Origin of the sequence: Candidatus Chromulinivorax destructor, from assembly GCF_003366055.1 — a bacterium.
Lineage (GTDB): Bacteria > Babelota > Babeliae > Babelales > Chromulinivoraceae > Chromulinivorax > Chromulinivorax destructor.
Genome location: NZ_CP025544.1, coordinates 137,232 through 154,133, shown reverse-complemented (window position 1 = coordinate 154,133; position 16,902 = coordinate 137,232). Strand labels below are relative to the sequence as shown.

Below are 16,902 nucleotides of genomic sequence, written 5' to 3'. Positions count from 1 at the left end.
CATGAAATTGTTGTTATCATGTAAGGATCTTTATAAATTTATGCAAAAAAAGTAAATACTTTTTTATTTAAACGTTAAAGCGAACGTTAATAATATCGCCATCTTGCATCAAGTAGTCTTGGCCTTCAGTTCTGAATTTGCCAACTTCTTTTAATTTAGGAACTGTCAGATGTTCTGCAATGTCTTTGTATCCAAAAACTTCTGCGCAGATAAATCCGCGTTGTAAGTCTGAATGAATCTCGCCACTTGCTTGTCTAATCGTCAGACCTTTTGCAATTGGCCATGCATGAATTTCTTGTGGTCCACACGTGAAAAAAGTGATCATACCAAGATTTTCAAAGCTTTTTTGAATTACTTTTGTTAAAGCAGTTTCTTTCATGCCAAGCATATCCATCATTTCTGCACATTCAGCTTCATCAAGTTGTGATAATTCATATTCGGTACGAATGCATGCTGGTATAATAGTTTCTTTGCCAAATGTTTCTTGAAGTTTTTGTACGTACACGTTGTTGTAAGGATTATCGATATCGTTTTCGCTAATGTTTGCAACGATTAAGAAATTTTTTGTTGAAAGCAATGGAATTGTTTCTACTGTTGCATCAAGGAAAAACTTACGAACTTGTTTAATATCGCAGGTATCAATAGCTTTTTGAATATTTACCAATAAAGTTTTTTCTTCATCAAACGCTTTGCGTTCTGGTCCTGATGCGCTTTTGCCTTTAAGTTGTGATTCGATTTTTGCAATTCGTTTTTCGATCGTCTCAAGATCTTTGAGCATTAACTCATTGATGATAATGTCAAAATCGTCTAAAGGATCGATTGCATTTTGTTCGCGAATAATATTTTTATCTTCAAAGCAACGTACCACGTGCAAAATAAGATCCGCTTCGCGAATGTTGCTTAAAAATTGGCTTCCAAGACCTTGTCCTGCAGCAGCACCTTTTACCAATCCTGCAATATCAACAAATGATATCATTGAAGGAATAAGTTTTTTTGAACCATAAATTTCTTGTAGTTTGTTCATACGCGCATCTGGCACGTGTGTTATTGCAATGTGTGGTTCAATGGTACAAAAAGGGTAGTTTTCAGCAGGAACTGAAGATTTTGTTAACGCATTAAAAAGCGTTGATTTCCCAACGTTTGGAAGTCCGACAAGACCAACTTTTATATTCATAAATTATTAAGACTCTTGGTATAAATTGATGTGATTAACATTATGTAAGTGTACCACCATTTTAGTCAGTTGCAATTATCAATAGATTTTTAGTTTGAGTTGGTATCTTTTATTAATAAAAATTATAACTATCATGATCACGATATAAATATATAAAATTCTTTTAATTTAAGGGTTGCTTGTAGTATTATTTTCATATAGAAAATTATTAAGTTTGACTATGAAAGATAAAATGATGAAAACTAACAAATTATTACTTATGCTCACAACAGGATTATCCTTAGCAATTGCAGTGAGCTGTTCAGAGCAAACTATAGCCTCAGCACAAATGCGGCAAAATATTATTGATGATGCAATGAAGCAAGAAAATTATAGCGATTTAAAGCAAGATCTTGCTTTTTTAGAGTCACAAGGGTTACTTCAACCTGATTCATTTTATAATCTATTACAAGAAAATATCACTGAATCGGACGATGCTACGTTTGATGAAGTGATTGAAAAAGCTCAAGGTCTGCTAACTAAGCATATGAGAAATCCATTTTTATTAACGCTTGTGCGTGCTACTGAAGAAAATAAGCCAGTTGATTATTATGTAGATGCTGTTGCAAATCCTTTGTTTAGCTATGTTGTACAACGCAAAGATCATGATATTGCATTGCATAACATAGTGCGCGGATGGTTACGAGCATGGGGTAATAAAAAATATATCGATGGGTCTACCCCTTTGCATATTGCAGCTGAAAAAGGTCATATGGAGATTATAAAATTCTTGCTTGCAGCAGGTGTAAGTGTTGATATTCAAATGCCTAATGGAGCTACAGCATTGTATTTTGCAGCTCAAAATGGTTATACAGAGATCGTAAGGCTCTTAATTCAAGGAGGTGCAAATGTTGATATCCAAAGAACTGATAATGGATACACAGCTTTATGTATAGCAGCTGAAAAAGGCCATTTAGAAATTGTACGATTTTTAGTTGAACATGGTGCCGATGTTAATATGAAAAAAAATGTAAATGGAGCGACATCATTGTATCTTGCAGCTGAAAAAGGTCATATAGAAATTGTAAAATTCTTACTTGCTGCAGGTGCAAGTGTTGACATGCAAATGGATAATGAAGCGACATCATTGTATATTGCAGCTCAAAATGGTTATACAGGAATCGTACGGCTCTTAATTGAAGGTGGTGCGAATGTTAATATCCAAATAATAGAAGGGTCTACTCCATTGCATATTGCAGCTTTGTATGGTCATGCAGAGATTGTACGAATTTTACTTGCAGCAGGTGCGAATGTTAATGCTCAAAGAACTACAAATGGAATTACTCCATTGGTGATTGCTTCAATTAAAGGCTATGCAGAGATTGTGCAGCTTTTACTTGCAGCAAATGTAAACCTTGATATTCGATCTTATAATGGTAAATTAGCAGAAGAAGTAGCAAAAACAAGTAAAATAAAAGGGTTATTTGCACGAGCTCGAAAAAAACAACAAGAACAAAAAAATGCTCGAGAAATGGTTATATTTGAAAATCAAATAAAAAAAGATTTGCGATAGATGTAACTATGAAAAAATTACATATGAAAACTAACAAAATATTATTTGTGCTGATGATAGGATTATCATCAGCTATCACAGTGAGCTGTTCACAGCAAACTATAACACCAGCGCAGATGCGGCAGAATATTATTGATGATGCAATGAAGCCTGAAAATTATAGTGATTTAAAGGAAGATCTTGCATTTTTAGAGTCACAAGGGTTACTTCAACCTGATTCATTTTATAATCTATTACAAGAAAATATCACTGAATCGGACGATGCTACATTTAATGAAGTGATTGAAAAAGCTGAAAATTTGCTAACTGAGCATATGAGAGGTCCATTTATATTAACGCTTGAGCGTCTTCTTCAACAAAGCAAGCCACCTGCTCAGAATATTAATTATGTTACTAACCCAATATTTACTTATGTTATGCAACGTAAAGATACTGATATGACTTTGCATAACATAATTCAGACCTGGTTATTAGCATGGAGCGATATTCAAACAACTGATAATAAAATTTTCCTATTGCGTACTGCAGTTTTCAATGGCAATACAGAAATTGTAAGACTTTTGCTTGCAGTAGGTACAAATGTTGATGCTGTAAAGGCTGATAATGGAACTAGCGCATTGCATTTAGCAGCTTACAATGGTAATACAGAAATTGTACAAATTTTGCTTACAGCAGGTGCAAATGTTAATATTGCAACAATAGATGTTGGTATTACTCCATTGTATGTTGCAGCTGAAAAAGGTTATATAGAAATTGTGCGACTCTTACTTGAATACTGTTCAAATGTTAATATTGTAAGAACTGATACAGGTATTACCCCATTACACATTGCAGCTCAACAAGGTTATACAGAGATTGTGCAACCTTTACTTGTAGCAGGTGCAAATGTTAATATTAAAGCAAGTGATAATGGAGCGACCCCATTGCATCTAGCAGCTTTCAATAATCATAAAGCAATTGTGCAGCTCTTAGTTGAAAAAGGCGCTGATCCAACGATTCAAACTCATAATGGTCAAACAGCAGAGAACTTAGCAAAAACATATGAAATACGTGAAATTTTGAGACAAGCTCGACAACGCAAGAATTAATATAAGATGCAATATTACATAATATTATAATCATTATTAAATTGATTGTTGCCTTTTTAAAACAAGGTTATAAAAGATTTGCGATAGATATAACTATGAAAAAATTACATATGAAAACTAATAAACTATTATTTGTGCTGATGATAGGATTATCATCAGCAATCACAGTGAGCTGTTCACAGCAAGATGTAACGCCAGCTCAAATGAGACAAAATATTATTAATGATGCAATGAAGCCAGAAAATTATAGCGATTTAAAGCAAGATCTTGCATTTTTAGAGTCACAAGGTTTACTACAACCTGATTCATTTTACAATCTATTACAAGAAAATGTTACTGAGTCGCAAGATGCTACATTTAACGAAGTAATTGAAAAAGCTCAAGATTTGTTAACAAAGCATATGAAAGATGAATTTATATCGACTATTGAACGTGCTCTTGAAGAACGTAAGTCACTTGATTATTACATAGATGCTCTTACACGTCCCTTATTTAGCTATGTTATGCAACGCAAATATACTGATATGGTATTGTATAATATAGCTCGCGAATGGTTGATTGATATACAACATTGTCAAAATTTTAGTCCATTGCATATCGCAGCTGTTGTAGGTAATAAAGAAATTTTACAACTTTTAGTTGATTCCGGTGTCAATGTTGATATTCAAGAACCAAAAGAAAAAATGAGTCCATTGCATATTGCAGTTTTGTATGGTCATACAGAAATTGTGCAAAATTTATTAGCAGCTCGTGCAAATGTTCATACTGTGAATTCTGGTGGAATGACACCATTACATATCGCAATTCTTAATAATCAGAAAGACATTGTAAAGCTTTTAGTTGAATATGGTGCTGATATTAATAGTCACATAATTGGTAGTGAATTTACCCCATTGCATCTTGCAGCTAAAAAAGGCTATATAGAAATTGCAAAGTTATTGCTTATGGCAGGTGTTGATATAAATATTCAAGGTCTGTCTGGTTGTACTCCATTGCATATTGCAGTTGAGCAGGATCAAATAGAGAGTATAAATTTTTTAGTTGAACATGGTGCAAATATTGATCAAGGAACTCATAATGGAGTTACTCCATTGCATTTTGCATCTTGCAAAGGTAATGCAGAAATTGTGCGACTTTTAATTGCAGCTGGTTGCAATCCTGAGATTTCAACAATTCGTGGTCGATCAGCGCAAGAATTTGCAAAAACAGATGAAATACGAGATATTTTAAGACGAACTGGGCTAGGTAATAATCAATCTCAGGTAGAGCGGTGTTTAATATCATAATGATTATGAAAAGAATAATTTAATTTTTAAAGACGAGCTTTTAAGAGATTTGGCGTGCATACAACTATGAAAAAATTAGATATGAAAACTAACAAACTATTATTTGTGCTGATGATAGGATTATCATCAGCTATCACAGTGAACTGTTCACAGCAAACTATAACACCAGCACAAAAGCGGCAAAATATTATTGATGATGCAATGAAGCCAGAAAATTATAGAGATTTAAAGCAAGATCTTGCATTTTTAGAGTCACAAGGGTTGTTGCAACCTCATTCATTTTTAAATTTATTAGAAGAAAATATCACTGAATCGGACGATGCTACGTTTAACGAAGTGATTGAAAAAGCTGAAGATTTGCTAACTGAGCATATGAAAGGTCCATTTATATCCACGGTTGAGCGTGCTCTTAAAGAAAAAAAGCCACTTACTGAGTATATAGATTATATTACGACTCACTTTGGAGTACTAGAAATACCATTATTTACGTATGTTATGCAACGTAAAAATAGAGATATGGTTTTGCATAACATAACAGGTGAATGGTCTCTAGCATGGAGTCGTATAGAAATTAACAATAGATGTACACCATTATATATTGCATCTGGCAAAAGTCATACAGATGTTGTTCGGCTCTTGCTTGCAGCAGGTGCTAATGTTGATATTCAAAGTGCGGATAATGTAGTCAGTCCATTGCTCATTGCATCTTGCAAAGGTCATACAGATGTTGTCAGAATTTTGCTTGCAGCAGGTGCAAATGTTGATATTAAATCGACAAAGAATCAAGATACGTCATTGAAATCTGTATCTCAAAGCGTTTACATTTATATTGCAAAGCTTTTACTTGGGCCTGGTGCAAATATTGATAGTCAATTCACGAATAATATCGATTCACCATTGGACATTGCAGTTTATCAAGGTTATACAGATATTGTACAAATTTTAGTTGAGTATGGTGCAAATGTTAATATTCAAAATACGGATAATGGAGTCAGTCCATTGCACATTGCATCTTGCAAAGGTCATACAGATGTCGTACGAATTTTGCTTGCAGCAGGTGCAAATGTTGATATTAAATTGACTTATAATGGAATTACGCCATTGCATATTGCAGTTTTGTGTGGTCATACAGAGATTGTACAACTTTTAGTTGAGCATGGTGCAAATGTTAATATTCAATTAGGTGATAATCAAATAACGCCATTGCATATTGCAGTTTATCAAGGTTATACAGATGTTGTACGACTTTTGCTTGCAGCAGGTGCAAATATTAATATTCAATTAGCTGATAATCAAATAACACCATTGCATATTGCATCTAATAAAGGTCATATACATATTGTAAAATTACTGCTTAATTCGGGTGCAAATACTCAGATTCGAGAAATTAATGGTCTATTAGCGGTAGACTTAGCAAGAACATATACAATACGGCATGTTTTAAGATGGTTTGGTCAAAGTGATAATCAATGTTTATTGCAATCGTGCTCAATATCATAACAATTGTTACAGAAATAAAAAATAGTTTATTCAGGTTGATTGAATAAACTATTTTTACTACTTTTACATGTGATTAACACAGCCTTGGATTATATTTTTTTTGAATTGAATGCAATCTGACTATGCATATTATTATTTTTTATGTATCTTTAAATCTGTAAGTATCAATTCTAGCATGTAAAGAATAAAAAATTGAGACGCAACGTAGCAACTATATTATTTTTATTAGTTTCTTTTTTTATATACGTTGCCGTTATCTGTTTGCGTGAAAATTCTAGTTTACCCTCACATATTGAACAAGTTAAACCAGAATTAGATCTTAATTTATCCTATTTTCATCAAGTCAGTCTTCAAAAATATCGACTTCCGTCGTTTTACTCACCAATTTCTATTGTTGCTGTTCCATCTTGCCATGACGCTCATGCGCATTATTTAACATCTGCTGTGTATCAAAGCATATCAAAACATCTTGTTGACCATGTGATTCTTATTTTGCAATCAGAAGATCATGTTTTTCACGGAGTTGCTTTACCCACACACAGAGCGGTTGAAAAAATATTTATTCATAACACATTACATACTGATTCAATAGAGCAGTTATCTGAGCATGTTTTGTTTCATTATTATGATGCAGTATATCATGCACCAAAGAATTTAGAGTTGCAATTAGCGTATATGCGTTACTATTTTGATGCAAAAACTCTCATTACTCCAGTCATTATGGGTCAAGTGACTGATGAAAATCTTGTTGAAATAGCAGATCAACTTGCACAAATTGCCAATGAAAAGACGCTTATAGTGGTAGCTGTCAATATCAAATCGAATCAAAATGTTGCAGCTCAATCTGCTTTTCATCAACAATCTCAGTTAGAAATGTATGCCAGTGATACTTCTGTTATTCAGGCTATTCAGGGCGTTCCTGCAGGTAATAATGATATTAGTACTGGTTGTTTGTACGGAAAATATGGTTATATTTTATTACTTAAATTATTGCAATTAGAAAAATATTCTAACGTGAATTCACATTTTGTTGGATATGATCAATCAGAACAAAGGCAATTGCAACAAAGTTATGCAGCTTTTGTGTATGAACAAAATAAAGCAAAAGGGTATAAGAATTATATTGGGTATTATGAACAACAGCAGCTGATAGGTATTGCTTATGATGCATTGCATGAATTGTTTGAACCTTGTAAGGTAAAAAAATCTCATATGATCAGTTATGAAATGACGCAGCCTCATGGAGCATTCGTTTCGCTGTATGCAATGAGTGACCATGGAACCTTATTACGAGGTTGTATGGGCGTTATGACCTGTCAAGAACCGTTATCAGAAATTATTGCAGAAATGGCTAAGCAGGCTGCAACTCTTGATCATCGGTTTTATGTTTTAAAGTATCAAGAGCTTAAATCTACGATGGTTTCTATTTCTCTTGTAACAAATCTTACGCAAGTTACAGATTTTAGTACGATACATCAGTCAGATGGAATTATATTTGAGTATGGTGACTGCAGCGCAGTTACTTTTGGTTCAAAAGATTTTCATGACACTTGGAGCTATCAACATGTATTAACTGATCTTTGCTTTCAATCAAGCGTTGCCGCTCAATCTTGGCAGCAACCAGATGCAAAAATATTTACATTTAATTCAATTGATTTTCAGTAAGTGCTTATTTTTGTATAAAAACTTGTCTTAATAATTCAAACTGTTGTTTTTTTGTTGATCTCTATGCTACTTTTTTTGTGATAGAAAAAATATAAAAAAGGGGGAAATCTATCATGAAAAAATTATTAAGTTTATTGGTGATATTGCAATTTTATTGCATTGATGCAACATGGGTTATTGCCAGCTTAGAAAACAAATCTGATCTTATCTTTGATCAAGCGGTACGAAGTAGTCATGCATCGGGTGATGTTTCTATTCAGTCGATATCAAAAAAAATAAAAAATGCAGAACAATCTGATAAGATTATTCTGACTGATGATGGTTTTGGTACGGTTGGTAAGTGTAAGATTCTTGCACATACTCCAAGCGGAGAGCGGGTAACTATTTTATTTTTAGCAGATCCTACAAATCGGATTGCCAATGGTCGAACAAAAGATGCAGATATTCATACTCGTTTACTTGCTCACACAAGAAATCAAGGAATGATGGCTCGTGTTATGATCGAACAGGATGGAAAGAAAAAAATGATTGGATCGTACTGTGGATACGAGCAAGAAAATCAAGGATTTCAGTTACTGCTTAAGGGGTCTGAAGGAAATTATAAAGCTGATTTAATTCCGGTTAATTAAAGTAGGCCTCTTGCGCAACTTAAGTTGAATGAAACCACATTTTTACGAAAAAGTTTTGCCCTAGGTTTTTTATGAAAACTTTGGGGAAGAATGAGGCCGGTGTGCCTGATACACTCTTTTTTGAATGTAAAAAGCGTAACGTGGCCGCCGCCGCCACTGTTTCGGAGATGAGCGAAGCGATATCGTAGGATTGTATGATTATTTTTAATTTTGTTCAGACATTCTAGTAAGAGATATATGAGTATAACCGAACTGATGTATCCCGGAGTTTTCATAGAAAGCTAATAATTTTAAAAGAAGTTTTGTGTATGAAATTACAAAAAAGGCGACATGAGTATCAAACTCATGTCGCCTTGTAGTTTTTTTTAACTTAGATTTTGTAGTTGCTTGTCAGCTCAGCCCATTGTGAAGTGCTGATATTTCTATGCTGAATCAGATGGTTCACAATATTTTGAACAAACTGAATATGTGGTTGCATGATAGCTTTTGCTTTGCTGTATAAAGCATCTTTGCGTGCAATTGCTTCTTTGCGAATGTCGTCAGTAATGTTACCACCTTGAGAAATGTTAACTTCAAGGGTATGTAATATAATTGCTCGATCTTCTTTACAAAAATTACTATACATGTTGCCGGTAATTAACTCGAGAGCAGCTTGACCTGCTAAAAGAGCTAACAGCTCATGTTCTTGATCTTCATCGTTTAAAAAATCAGAATGGTTCTGAAGATCTAACGTAAACACATGACCATTTTTAATAGGTTTTGGTTGCTCATATTGTGTATATGATTGGTTCAGTGTTTGTTCTTGTGGCGCAGGTTTTTGTAATGAAAAACTTCCTTTTGCCTGTTTTTCAATCGAATCAATGGTTATTTTAATAACTTGTTGAGGCGTTGATAAAATATGACGAGCAGCAGCTTGTCCTGACTGATAGATCGCGATAACTTTTTTCTGATCATCAGTTAATGAACTATTTTTTCTGATATGACGTAAGTCGATATCTAATGCATCTTCAAAATCTTGTTTTGTTACTAAACGAGATTTAAATATCGCCAGTCTTAATGCTGTTGCTATAATCGTATTTAACGTGTTATAGGTTTGGCCTTCAGTTTCATGAGCAATCATAGCAATATCATCATCGCTTAATGTTTTGATATTCTTTTTACGTAATGATTTTTCTAAATATTCTTTACGATGCTGGAATGATGGCAATTCAAATTGAAACTGTTTTCCAAGGCGACCATTTTGCAATAATGCTTGATCTAATTGATCAGGAACGTTTGTCGCTGCAATAACAATCACTTTTTTGTTTTTATTATTGAGTAATCCACTCATGTTGGTAAGAAATTCAGAAGATATTGTTTTATCAGTATCTCGATGCGCTCCGATCATATCAATTTCGTCAAAGAAAAGAATACATGGCGCACAGTGACGAGCCCAAGAAAAGATTGCAGAAAGTCCATACTCAGCAACTTCTTCTTTGGTTACGCTCCAAAATTTCATACTCTGAGCAGATTCTTTTTTGAGTTCCTCATTAATTAACGTTCTAATTGCTTGAGCGTAGTATGACTTACCTGTTTGTGATGGACCGGTCAGCAAAATTCCTGTTGATGGTGCTGTTCCGCTATTTTCGTAACGAGCAGGGTGTTTCATGTAATCAGCAAGTTCGAGTGCAAATGTTTCAAGTTGTTCTGAGTTAATCATGTCTTTAAAGTAGACATCATTGTATCTTCTATTAAAACCTTTACCTTCTTGAGAGATTTCTCCTCGCATATAGTTGATCATGCTATCATAGGTTTCTTGTGTATATTTTGTAGCTGCATCATATATTGATTTAGTATTGGCACCAACGTACCCTATACCAAGCATGGTAAGTGGGTTATCTTTAGTTTGTTTATAAAGTCTTTCGATGTAATTTCCAATTCCGAATTCAAGGACAGTTTTTTCAATGCTATCTTTTGTCCCTTGCATTCCTTGCTGTGTTAACTCTTGGCTACCAATAAAGTCTTTAAAGGGCAGACTTGAAGATTTACATTCTAAAGATGTAGCATTGATTTTTAAATTTTTTAAAGCTGTTACATCTAAACACGGAATATTAAATTTACCATCGCGAGGTGCCATATAGGTTGCTATCGTATAGACTAACGCTGCTAGCGATAGACCAAAAGCAGTATTTTGAGCTGTCGTCATCAATGGTACACCTGTCAAAGACATTGGTACATCTTGAAAGTAGCGAAAAGCTTTATTAAAAGATGTTAACCCAACATTATCAGTTGCTACTCGTAGCTCTTGAATTTTTAAATGATTAGCCTTACTATATTGCCCTACCAGTTTAAAATTTTGAATCATCTGTTCTTTATGAATCATGAATTGTTCATTGATGTACGTATTAAATGTATCGATAGAGATGCTGCTTATATCGTTGTATAAACATGGCAATAGGTAGTCCATACAGCTTTTATTAATTGCAACACCAGTTATGAAATTTTCTGGAAAAGCCTCTTGTGTCGTATATATCGTAAATAAACTTTCAAGAGTTGCCTTAACAGCGCCAACAGTTTCTAATATTTCTTTTTTTAAACCTTTGGTCGTATCAAATTTAACTTTGTCAGTAACGAGCACTTGTTCAAGTTGTTGCAGGCATGTTAAAATTTGATGTGTCTGTTGTTTAACTTCATCATACGCTTCTTGTTGTGCTGCATTGTAACGTACTTCATCGGATGAAATAATTGACGTTGTATCTTCATATACTATTTCTTGTTCAATTGCATAGGTATTTTGTGCACTCAAAAGCAAGGATAATAGGAGAAATTCTGATTTTATATATTTTTTGATCATAGGTGTTTTCCATTTTTTTAACATTATTGAAAATAATTGTATAGATTCAGTATCTTGGTAATTGTCATGAGAGTCAATTGGTCCGGGGTCTTTTGTGAAAAAATATATTTTTCATGAAAAAATTCAGGCTGTTTTTGTCAATTGCAAGAGTTTTATGCTTATTTCATAGGATAACTTGATATACAGGTTAAAATCTTATTTGTCGATTTTAATAGAATCTTCCATCCTGCATGATTTTTTTGTAAGCTACTCTATAGATTAATTTGAAAAAAATTTTTTACACTATTATTCAGACTTCAAAGGAGTTGGAAAAATGACTTATCAAGCAAAGATCTACTTCATTTTACCAATTATTTTATTATGTGCCTCTGTGGGTTTTTATGTGTCTCAAAAGAAGCATGAAGTCGAGTTGAATCTTGATCAAGCCATGCAGTCAGAAAATGTTGTTCCCGTTGCAATTATAGGATCTGGTCCTGCAGGATTAAGTGCCGCTTTGTATATTGCACGAGCAGGGATGAAAGCTTTCTTATTTGCGGGTCCAACACCGTGTGGACAGTTAACACAAACGACATTTATCGAAAACTGGCCTGGACGAGAAAAAGTTTTAGGTATTGATTTAATGCATGATATAAAGCATCAAGCAGAGCTTTTTGGCGCTTGTATTATTAGCGATACAATTACCTATGTTGATTTTTCTACGTGGCCATTTGCAATGAAAACAGAAGAAGGACGAGAATTTAAAGCGTTATCCGTTATTCTTGCCACAGGAGCTCATCCTAAAACATTATCAATTCCTGGAGAAAGAAAATATTGGGGTAAAGGTGTAACGACATGTGCTGTCTGTGATGCACCTTTTTTTGTTGATAAAGAAGTTGTTGTTGTCGGTGGAGGCGATACAGCTGCAGAAGAAGCTTTTGAACTAGCGCCGTATGCGAAAAAAGTTACGGTATTAGTTCGTGGTAATGCAATGCGCGCAAGCGTTTCTATGCAAAAAAGAATGTTGGAATCTGATAATATTGAAATTCAATATAACAAAGAGTTAAAAGCTGTGTACGGTAATGATGAGCATGTGACTTCAATTGATATATACGATAGCAAGCTTAATAAGTTAGAAAATCGTCCTATGGATGGTGTGTTTTTAGCAATTGGACACACTCCTAATTCTGAGATATTTAAAAAAGATCTTAAAGTTGATGACCTTGGTTATTTAGTGATGAAAGGTCGTAGCCAAGCAGCATCGGTCCCAGGTGTTTTTGCTGCAGGTGAATTACAAGATCCTACCTACCGTCAAGCAGCTGTTGCTGCAGGAGAAGGGATCAAAGCAGCTCTTGATGCAGCTTCATTTTTATATAGTGTTGGATTTAATACTAAAGTTGGGCATGCGCTGGAAAAAAACTTTTTTGAGACATTCTCAGATGAAAAAATTGATTTACAAGAAATTATTACCTTAAAAGATTTTGAAAAACATGTGATTAAGCAAAAGGGCTTGGTTGTTATTGATTTCTATTCAAAATCTTGTCCAGGATGCGTACAGATGCTTCCTTCATTAGAATCGCTTGCTATTCATATGAAAGAAAAAGTATCGATTGTTAAATGTAATATTTTTAATGCGCTAGAGGTTCGACGTGAATTAAAACATAATCTTGGATTACCTGTCAAAACTGTTCCAACCATCTTTATATTTAAAGACGGAAAGTTTCTTGCTCGCTCAAGTAATCTGATGAGCAAAAAAGAGCTATTTAGCTTTGTTCAGCAATATATTACTGATTAATTTTGTATAAAAAAACTTACAAGGCCTGTATGAAAAAGATATTCATACAGGCCTTTTTTGTGTACTAACTATAGTACTTACTGTATATTTATAGATAATATAAGACATGCAAATTACAGTATAGAAAATAATTAAAATGAAATTTTGTAAGATATTTACGATGAGATGCATGGCGATATTAAGTCTTTTTGGCTACTTGTTGCGTGCATCTGAAGAACAAAAAATAGAAGATAAAAATTATCTTCAGCAAGGCTTTGACTTAGTATCGGATAATGATCAATTTGATATTTTATTTCCTCACCAAGCTGCATCATTGCAAGATCTGATGAAACAATCTCTGTCTGAAAGTGCCGATAAAGGATCATTAGCTCATCTTGTTCAAACAATAGAAGATGTAATAGCATTACAATGTAAAGATAGATTTCTTACTGCTTTGCAGGCAGTAGTTGCTACCTCAGATAAAACTATGACGCAGGAAACAGATCCTGTTGTCAGATATATTATGAAATATCATGATACAAAGTTACGACCTATTGTCAGAAATTGGCTTGTAAGTCAACCTTGCCAGGACGTGCCTTTTTTAAGTCAAGCAGTTGAACATAATAATATTGAGACCATCAAAATGTTGCTTGCAATTGGTTGTAATCATGCAGTTCGTAGTAACTATTATCATGAAGTTGCCTATCGCAGGCATTATCTTAATTTGTGTCAATTGCGCATAAATAATCAATTCCCAAATTGGCTAGAAAAATGTTTTTTTTATTCTAGTCCAGAGGATTTTAAACAAATTATCAATGCATCATTTTGCGAGCTTGCAAAAGTCGATAATATCAAGAAACTGGAAAGCTTGGCTGTAAAAAGAATGTTGGGTATGATGAAAATAGCCTTGCAGATTGAAGAGCAAACTGCTCATGATGGTTACATGGGACATGGAAAATCTCAAGATCTATTGCCTTGTGGTCAAGGGACTAGTTATTTATTACAAAGAGATTTTTCACATTACTGTCAATGTTCTGATACATATAGCTATAATAAATCATTGAAACATTGTTATGAATTTGGCGGGACGCCTTTGCATCAAGCGGTTCTTAATAATTCTTTAGAAATTATACAGATGTTGCTTGAAGATGGCGTAGATGTTAACAGTAAAGATATTTTAGACGTAACACCATTGCATGTAGCAGTTGAATATAGTCATGTCGATGCCGTGAGTCTATTACTTGATGCACGAGCAGATGTTCATGCAAAAAATATACTTGGTAAAACGCCTTTACACCTTGCAATTGAATATTCAAATCGAGGCGATAAATTTTTTCCTGGTAATAATATTGCAATATTTCATATGCTTATTGCTCATCCAGGAATCGATGTAGAGCAAAAAGTAGATCCAATTTCTATTGGTATTGCGCATATTATATTTCAACGAACTGGAAGCATTTTTGAAGATACAGGAAAAACACCATTATTTTTAGCACTGGAATCAAAATCTATAAAAATTGTGCAAAAATTACTTGAATTGGGTGCAAATCCTGATAGCAAAAATGATAATAGTGATCACATTAATGGTGATCCTTCTGACAGTCTCACTGACCTGCCTTTACATTATGCAGTGATATATTGTTCAAAAGAATATATTGATCTTTTGCTGCACGCCGGCGCTGATATTACTATGCAAGATTGTCAGGGTAAAACTCCTTTGCATTATGCTTATAGTGATAATGAAAAGTGGTTGCAATTAATGCACTATAATCCCAATTTAGAGCTTAAAGACAATAAAGGCAATACAGCTGAAGAACTAAGGATTGAATGGATGGCCCGCTATGAAGCCCGTCAGAGACTTAGAAAACCAGCACGTTGTACGATATCATAAAAATTTGAGGTTGTGTGAACAAGATTTACATGTGAATAAAAACCTACGATATCGCTGTGCTCATCTCCTGAAATTTGACGACGACGTCCACTTTACGCTTTTTTAGTTTAAAAAGAGTGCATCAGACCCACCGGCCAGCAGATCCCCGAAGCTTTCCTAGAAAGCGTAGGGCAAAACTTTCTTGTAAAAAATTGGTTCACGCAACCTAGGCAAGTTGTTATATTCGATAGAAGAGAGGTTGAAACTGTTTGTGTTTCAACCTCTCTTTTGTTTTTGTAAAATCCGCTCACTGTCTTGCTTTGCTTTGTTTATTATCTTGCTTTGTTGCAAATAGCAATTTATAGCTGATACCATAATAAGGTAATAAAAGTTTATATAGCATCTTTTTAAGGGGGATTTTAAGATGTCAAAACAAGTAGGGTTCGTTCTATTTTTGTATCTTTGCGTTATGCAGCTTAGTTGTGTATATGCTGAAAATAAAGCATCACAACATCAGATACCAGCAGGGCAACTTCTTCCTTTAATGATGTATCAAGATCAGCTTGATTTTAAAGCTGTAAAGCAACAGATTAAAGATTGTAAACCTCAAGAAGTAATATTTAATGTTCTTGTTGATGGCACTTCTGGTGCTACCATGCAGCGAAAAGGGTTGCTTGTTCGTCGTCAAAACGCTCGTGGAACCGTGATAATTTGTCATGGCTACCTTGGATGCAAGCGCGATGCAATTGCCTTAAAGCATTTATTTCCTTTTTATAACGTCTTAGCTTTCGATTTTCGTGCTCATGGAGAGTTAATTGAAGGGCAAAAATCGACAATTGGTCGAGATGAAGCGTACGATGTTATGGGTGCAGCACAGTTTATTAAGGCTGATCCAGAAATGTCTAAAAAACCTTTAATTGTGTACGGTTACTCGATGGGTGCAGTTGCATCGATCGAAGCTCAGGCAAAAGATGGCAGCTTATTTGATGCAATGATTCTTGATTGCCCTTACGATTCTACGGACAATGCAATGCGTCGTGGCCTTGATGAAAAAATGAAACTTACCATTCTTGGTTCAGAGCTGGATATCCCTGGTAAAGAATTTATTTTAGCGCACATGTATGATGAATCAGCTCAAATTATTACCAATTACTTGTTTAAGCAAATTACGGCCCTTGATTCAAATGCTGTTGCAACAAGATTTACTCGTGTAGCACCCATAGAATCGGTTAAAAAAATTACAGTTCCTTGTTTATTTATTCATTGTGATCATGATAAAAAAGTACCAACATCTGCAGTTAAAGCTGTGTATGATAATAAACCTGGTTTTAAAGAACTGTGGATTACTTTTGGAAAAGGGCATTTTGGTTCGTACAACAATGAACCAGAAATGTACTGGTATCGTGTGAATAAGTTTTTAAATCGAATTGCTGTAGGGATGATTGCACAGCGCCAGCAAGAAAAAATTTATGATCAACGTCTGACTAAAAACATAGGAACAGATCATGGTCAAGCAATATTAAAAAGATTTGTCGACAATAAAAAAGGAGATTGA

General features: G+C 34.2%; 11 protein-coding genes. 9 read left to right on the top strand and 2 right to left on the bottom strand.

Annotated features, from left to right (window positions below; all coding sequences use genetic code 11):
• Window positions 1-67: 67 nt before the first annotated feature.
• On the bottom strand, window positions 68-1,174 hold the full coding sequence (gene ychF / locus C0J27_RS00705; protein ID WP_115585287.1) for a redox-regulated ATPase YchF: 1,107 nt from the start codon (window positions 1,172-1,174) through the stop codon (window positions 68-70).
• 232 nt (window positions 1,175-1,406) lie between these two features.
• On the opposite strand from ychF, the gene C0J27_RS00700 reads away from it, so the two are divergent.
• The 6 genes from C0J27_RS00700 (at window position 1,407) to C0J27_RS00675 (ending at window position 8,894) form a co-directional block, all read left to right on the top strand.
• On the top strand, window positions 1,407-2,726 hold the full coding sequence (locus C0J27_RS00700; RefSeq protein ID WP_252120576.1) for an ankyrin repeat domain-containing protein: 1,320 nt from the start codon (window positions 1,407-1,409) through the stop codon (window positions 2,724-2,726).
• Between the two features lie 8 nt (window positions 2,727-2,734).
• A complete protein-coding gene (locus C0J27_RS00695; protein WP_115585285.1) occupies window positions 2,735-3,814 on the top strand; it encodes an ankyrin repeat domain-containing protein in 1,080 nt (359 codons plus the stop codon).
• A gap of 95 nt (window positions 3,815-3,909) precedes the next feature.
• Window positions 3,910-5,100 (top strand): ankyrin repeat domain-containing protein, encoded by a 1,191-nt coding sequence (locus tag C0J27_RS00690; protein WP_115585284.1) that lies wholly within the window; start codon window positions 3,910-3,912, stop codon window positions 5,098-5,100.
• An 81-nt stretch (window positions 5,101-5,181) separates the two neighbouring features.
• Window positions 5,182-6,600 (top strand): ankyrin repeat domain-containing protein, encoded by a 1,419-nt coding sequence (locus tag C0J27_RS00685; protein WP_162801700.1) that lies wholly within the window; start codon window positions 5,182-5,184, stop codon window positions 6,598-6,600.
• A gap of 192 nt (window positions 6,601-6,792) precedes the next feature.
• On the top strand, window positions 6,793-8,265 hold the full coding sequence (gene amrB, locus C0J27_RS00680) for an AmmeMemoRadiSam system protein B (protein ID WP_115585282.1): 1,473 nt from the start codon (window positions 6,793-6,795) through the stop codon (window positions 8,263-8,265).
• A 113-nt stretch (window positions 8,266-8,378) separates the two neighbouring features.
• Window positions 8,379-8,894, top strand: coding sequence for a hypothetical protein (locus C0J27_RS00675; protein WP_115585281.1), 516 nt, complete (start codon window positions 8,379-8,381; stop codon window positions 8,892-8,894).
• A gap of 370 nt (window positions 8,895-9,264) precedes the next feature.
• Here C0J27_RS00675 and C0J27_RS00670 read toward each other — a convergent pair whose 3' ends face one another.
• Window positions 9,265-11,727 (bottom strand): AAA family ATPase, encoded by a 2,463-nt coding sequence (locus C0J27_RS00670; RefSeq protein ID WP_162801699.1) that lies wholly within the window; start codon window positions 11,725-11,727, stop codon window positions 9,265-9,267.
• Between the two features lie 382 nt (window positions 11,728-12,109).
• Between C0J27_RS00670 and C0J27_RS00665 the strand changes: the two genes are divergently transcribed.
• The 3 genes from C0J27_RS00665 (at window position 12,110) to C0J27_RS00655 (ending at window position 16,902) form a co-directional block, all read left to right on the top strand.
• Window positions 12,110-13,498 (top strand): FAD-dependent oxidoreductase, encoded by a 1,389-nt coding sequence (locus tag C0J27_RS00665; RefSeq protein WP_162801698.1) that lies wholly within the window; start codon window positions 12,110-12,112, stop codon window positions 13,496-13,498.
• 136 nt (window positions 13,499-13,634) lie between these two features.
• On the top strand, window positions 13,635-15,368 hold the full coding sequence (locus C0J27_RS00660; protein WP_115585278.1) for an ankyrin repeat domain-containing protein: 1,734 nt from the start codon (window positions 13,635-13,637) through the stop codon (window positions 15,366-15,368).
• A gap of 403 nt (window positions 15,369-15,771) precedes the next feature.
• Window positions 15,772-16,902 carry an alpha/beta hydrolase gene (locus C0J27_RS00655; protein ID WP_115585277.1) on the top strand — a complete coding sequence of 377 codons (1,131 nt, stop codon included), beginning with the start codon at window positions 15,772-15,774 and terminating at the stop codon, window positions 16,900-16,902.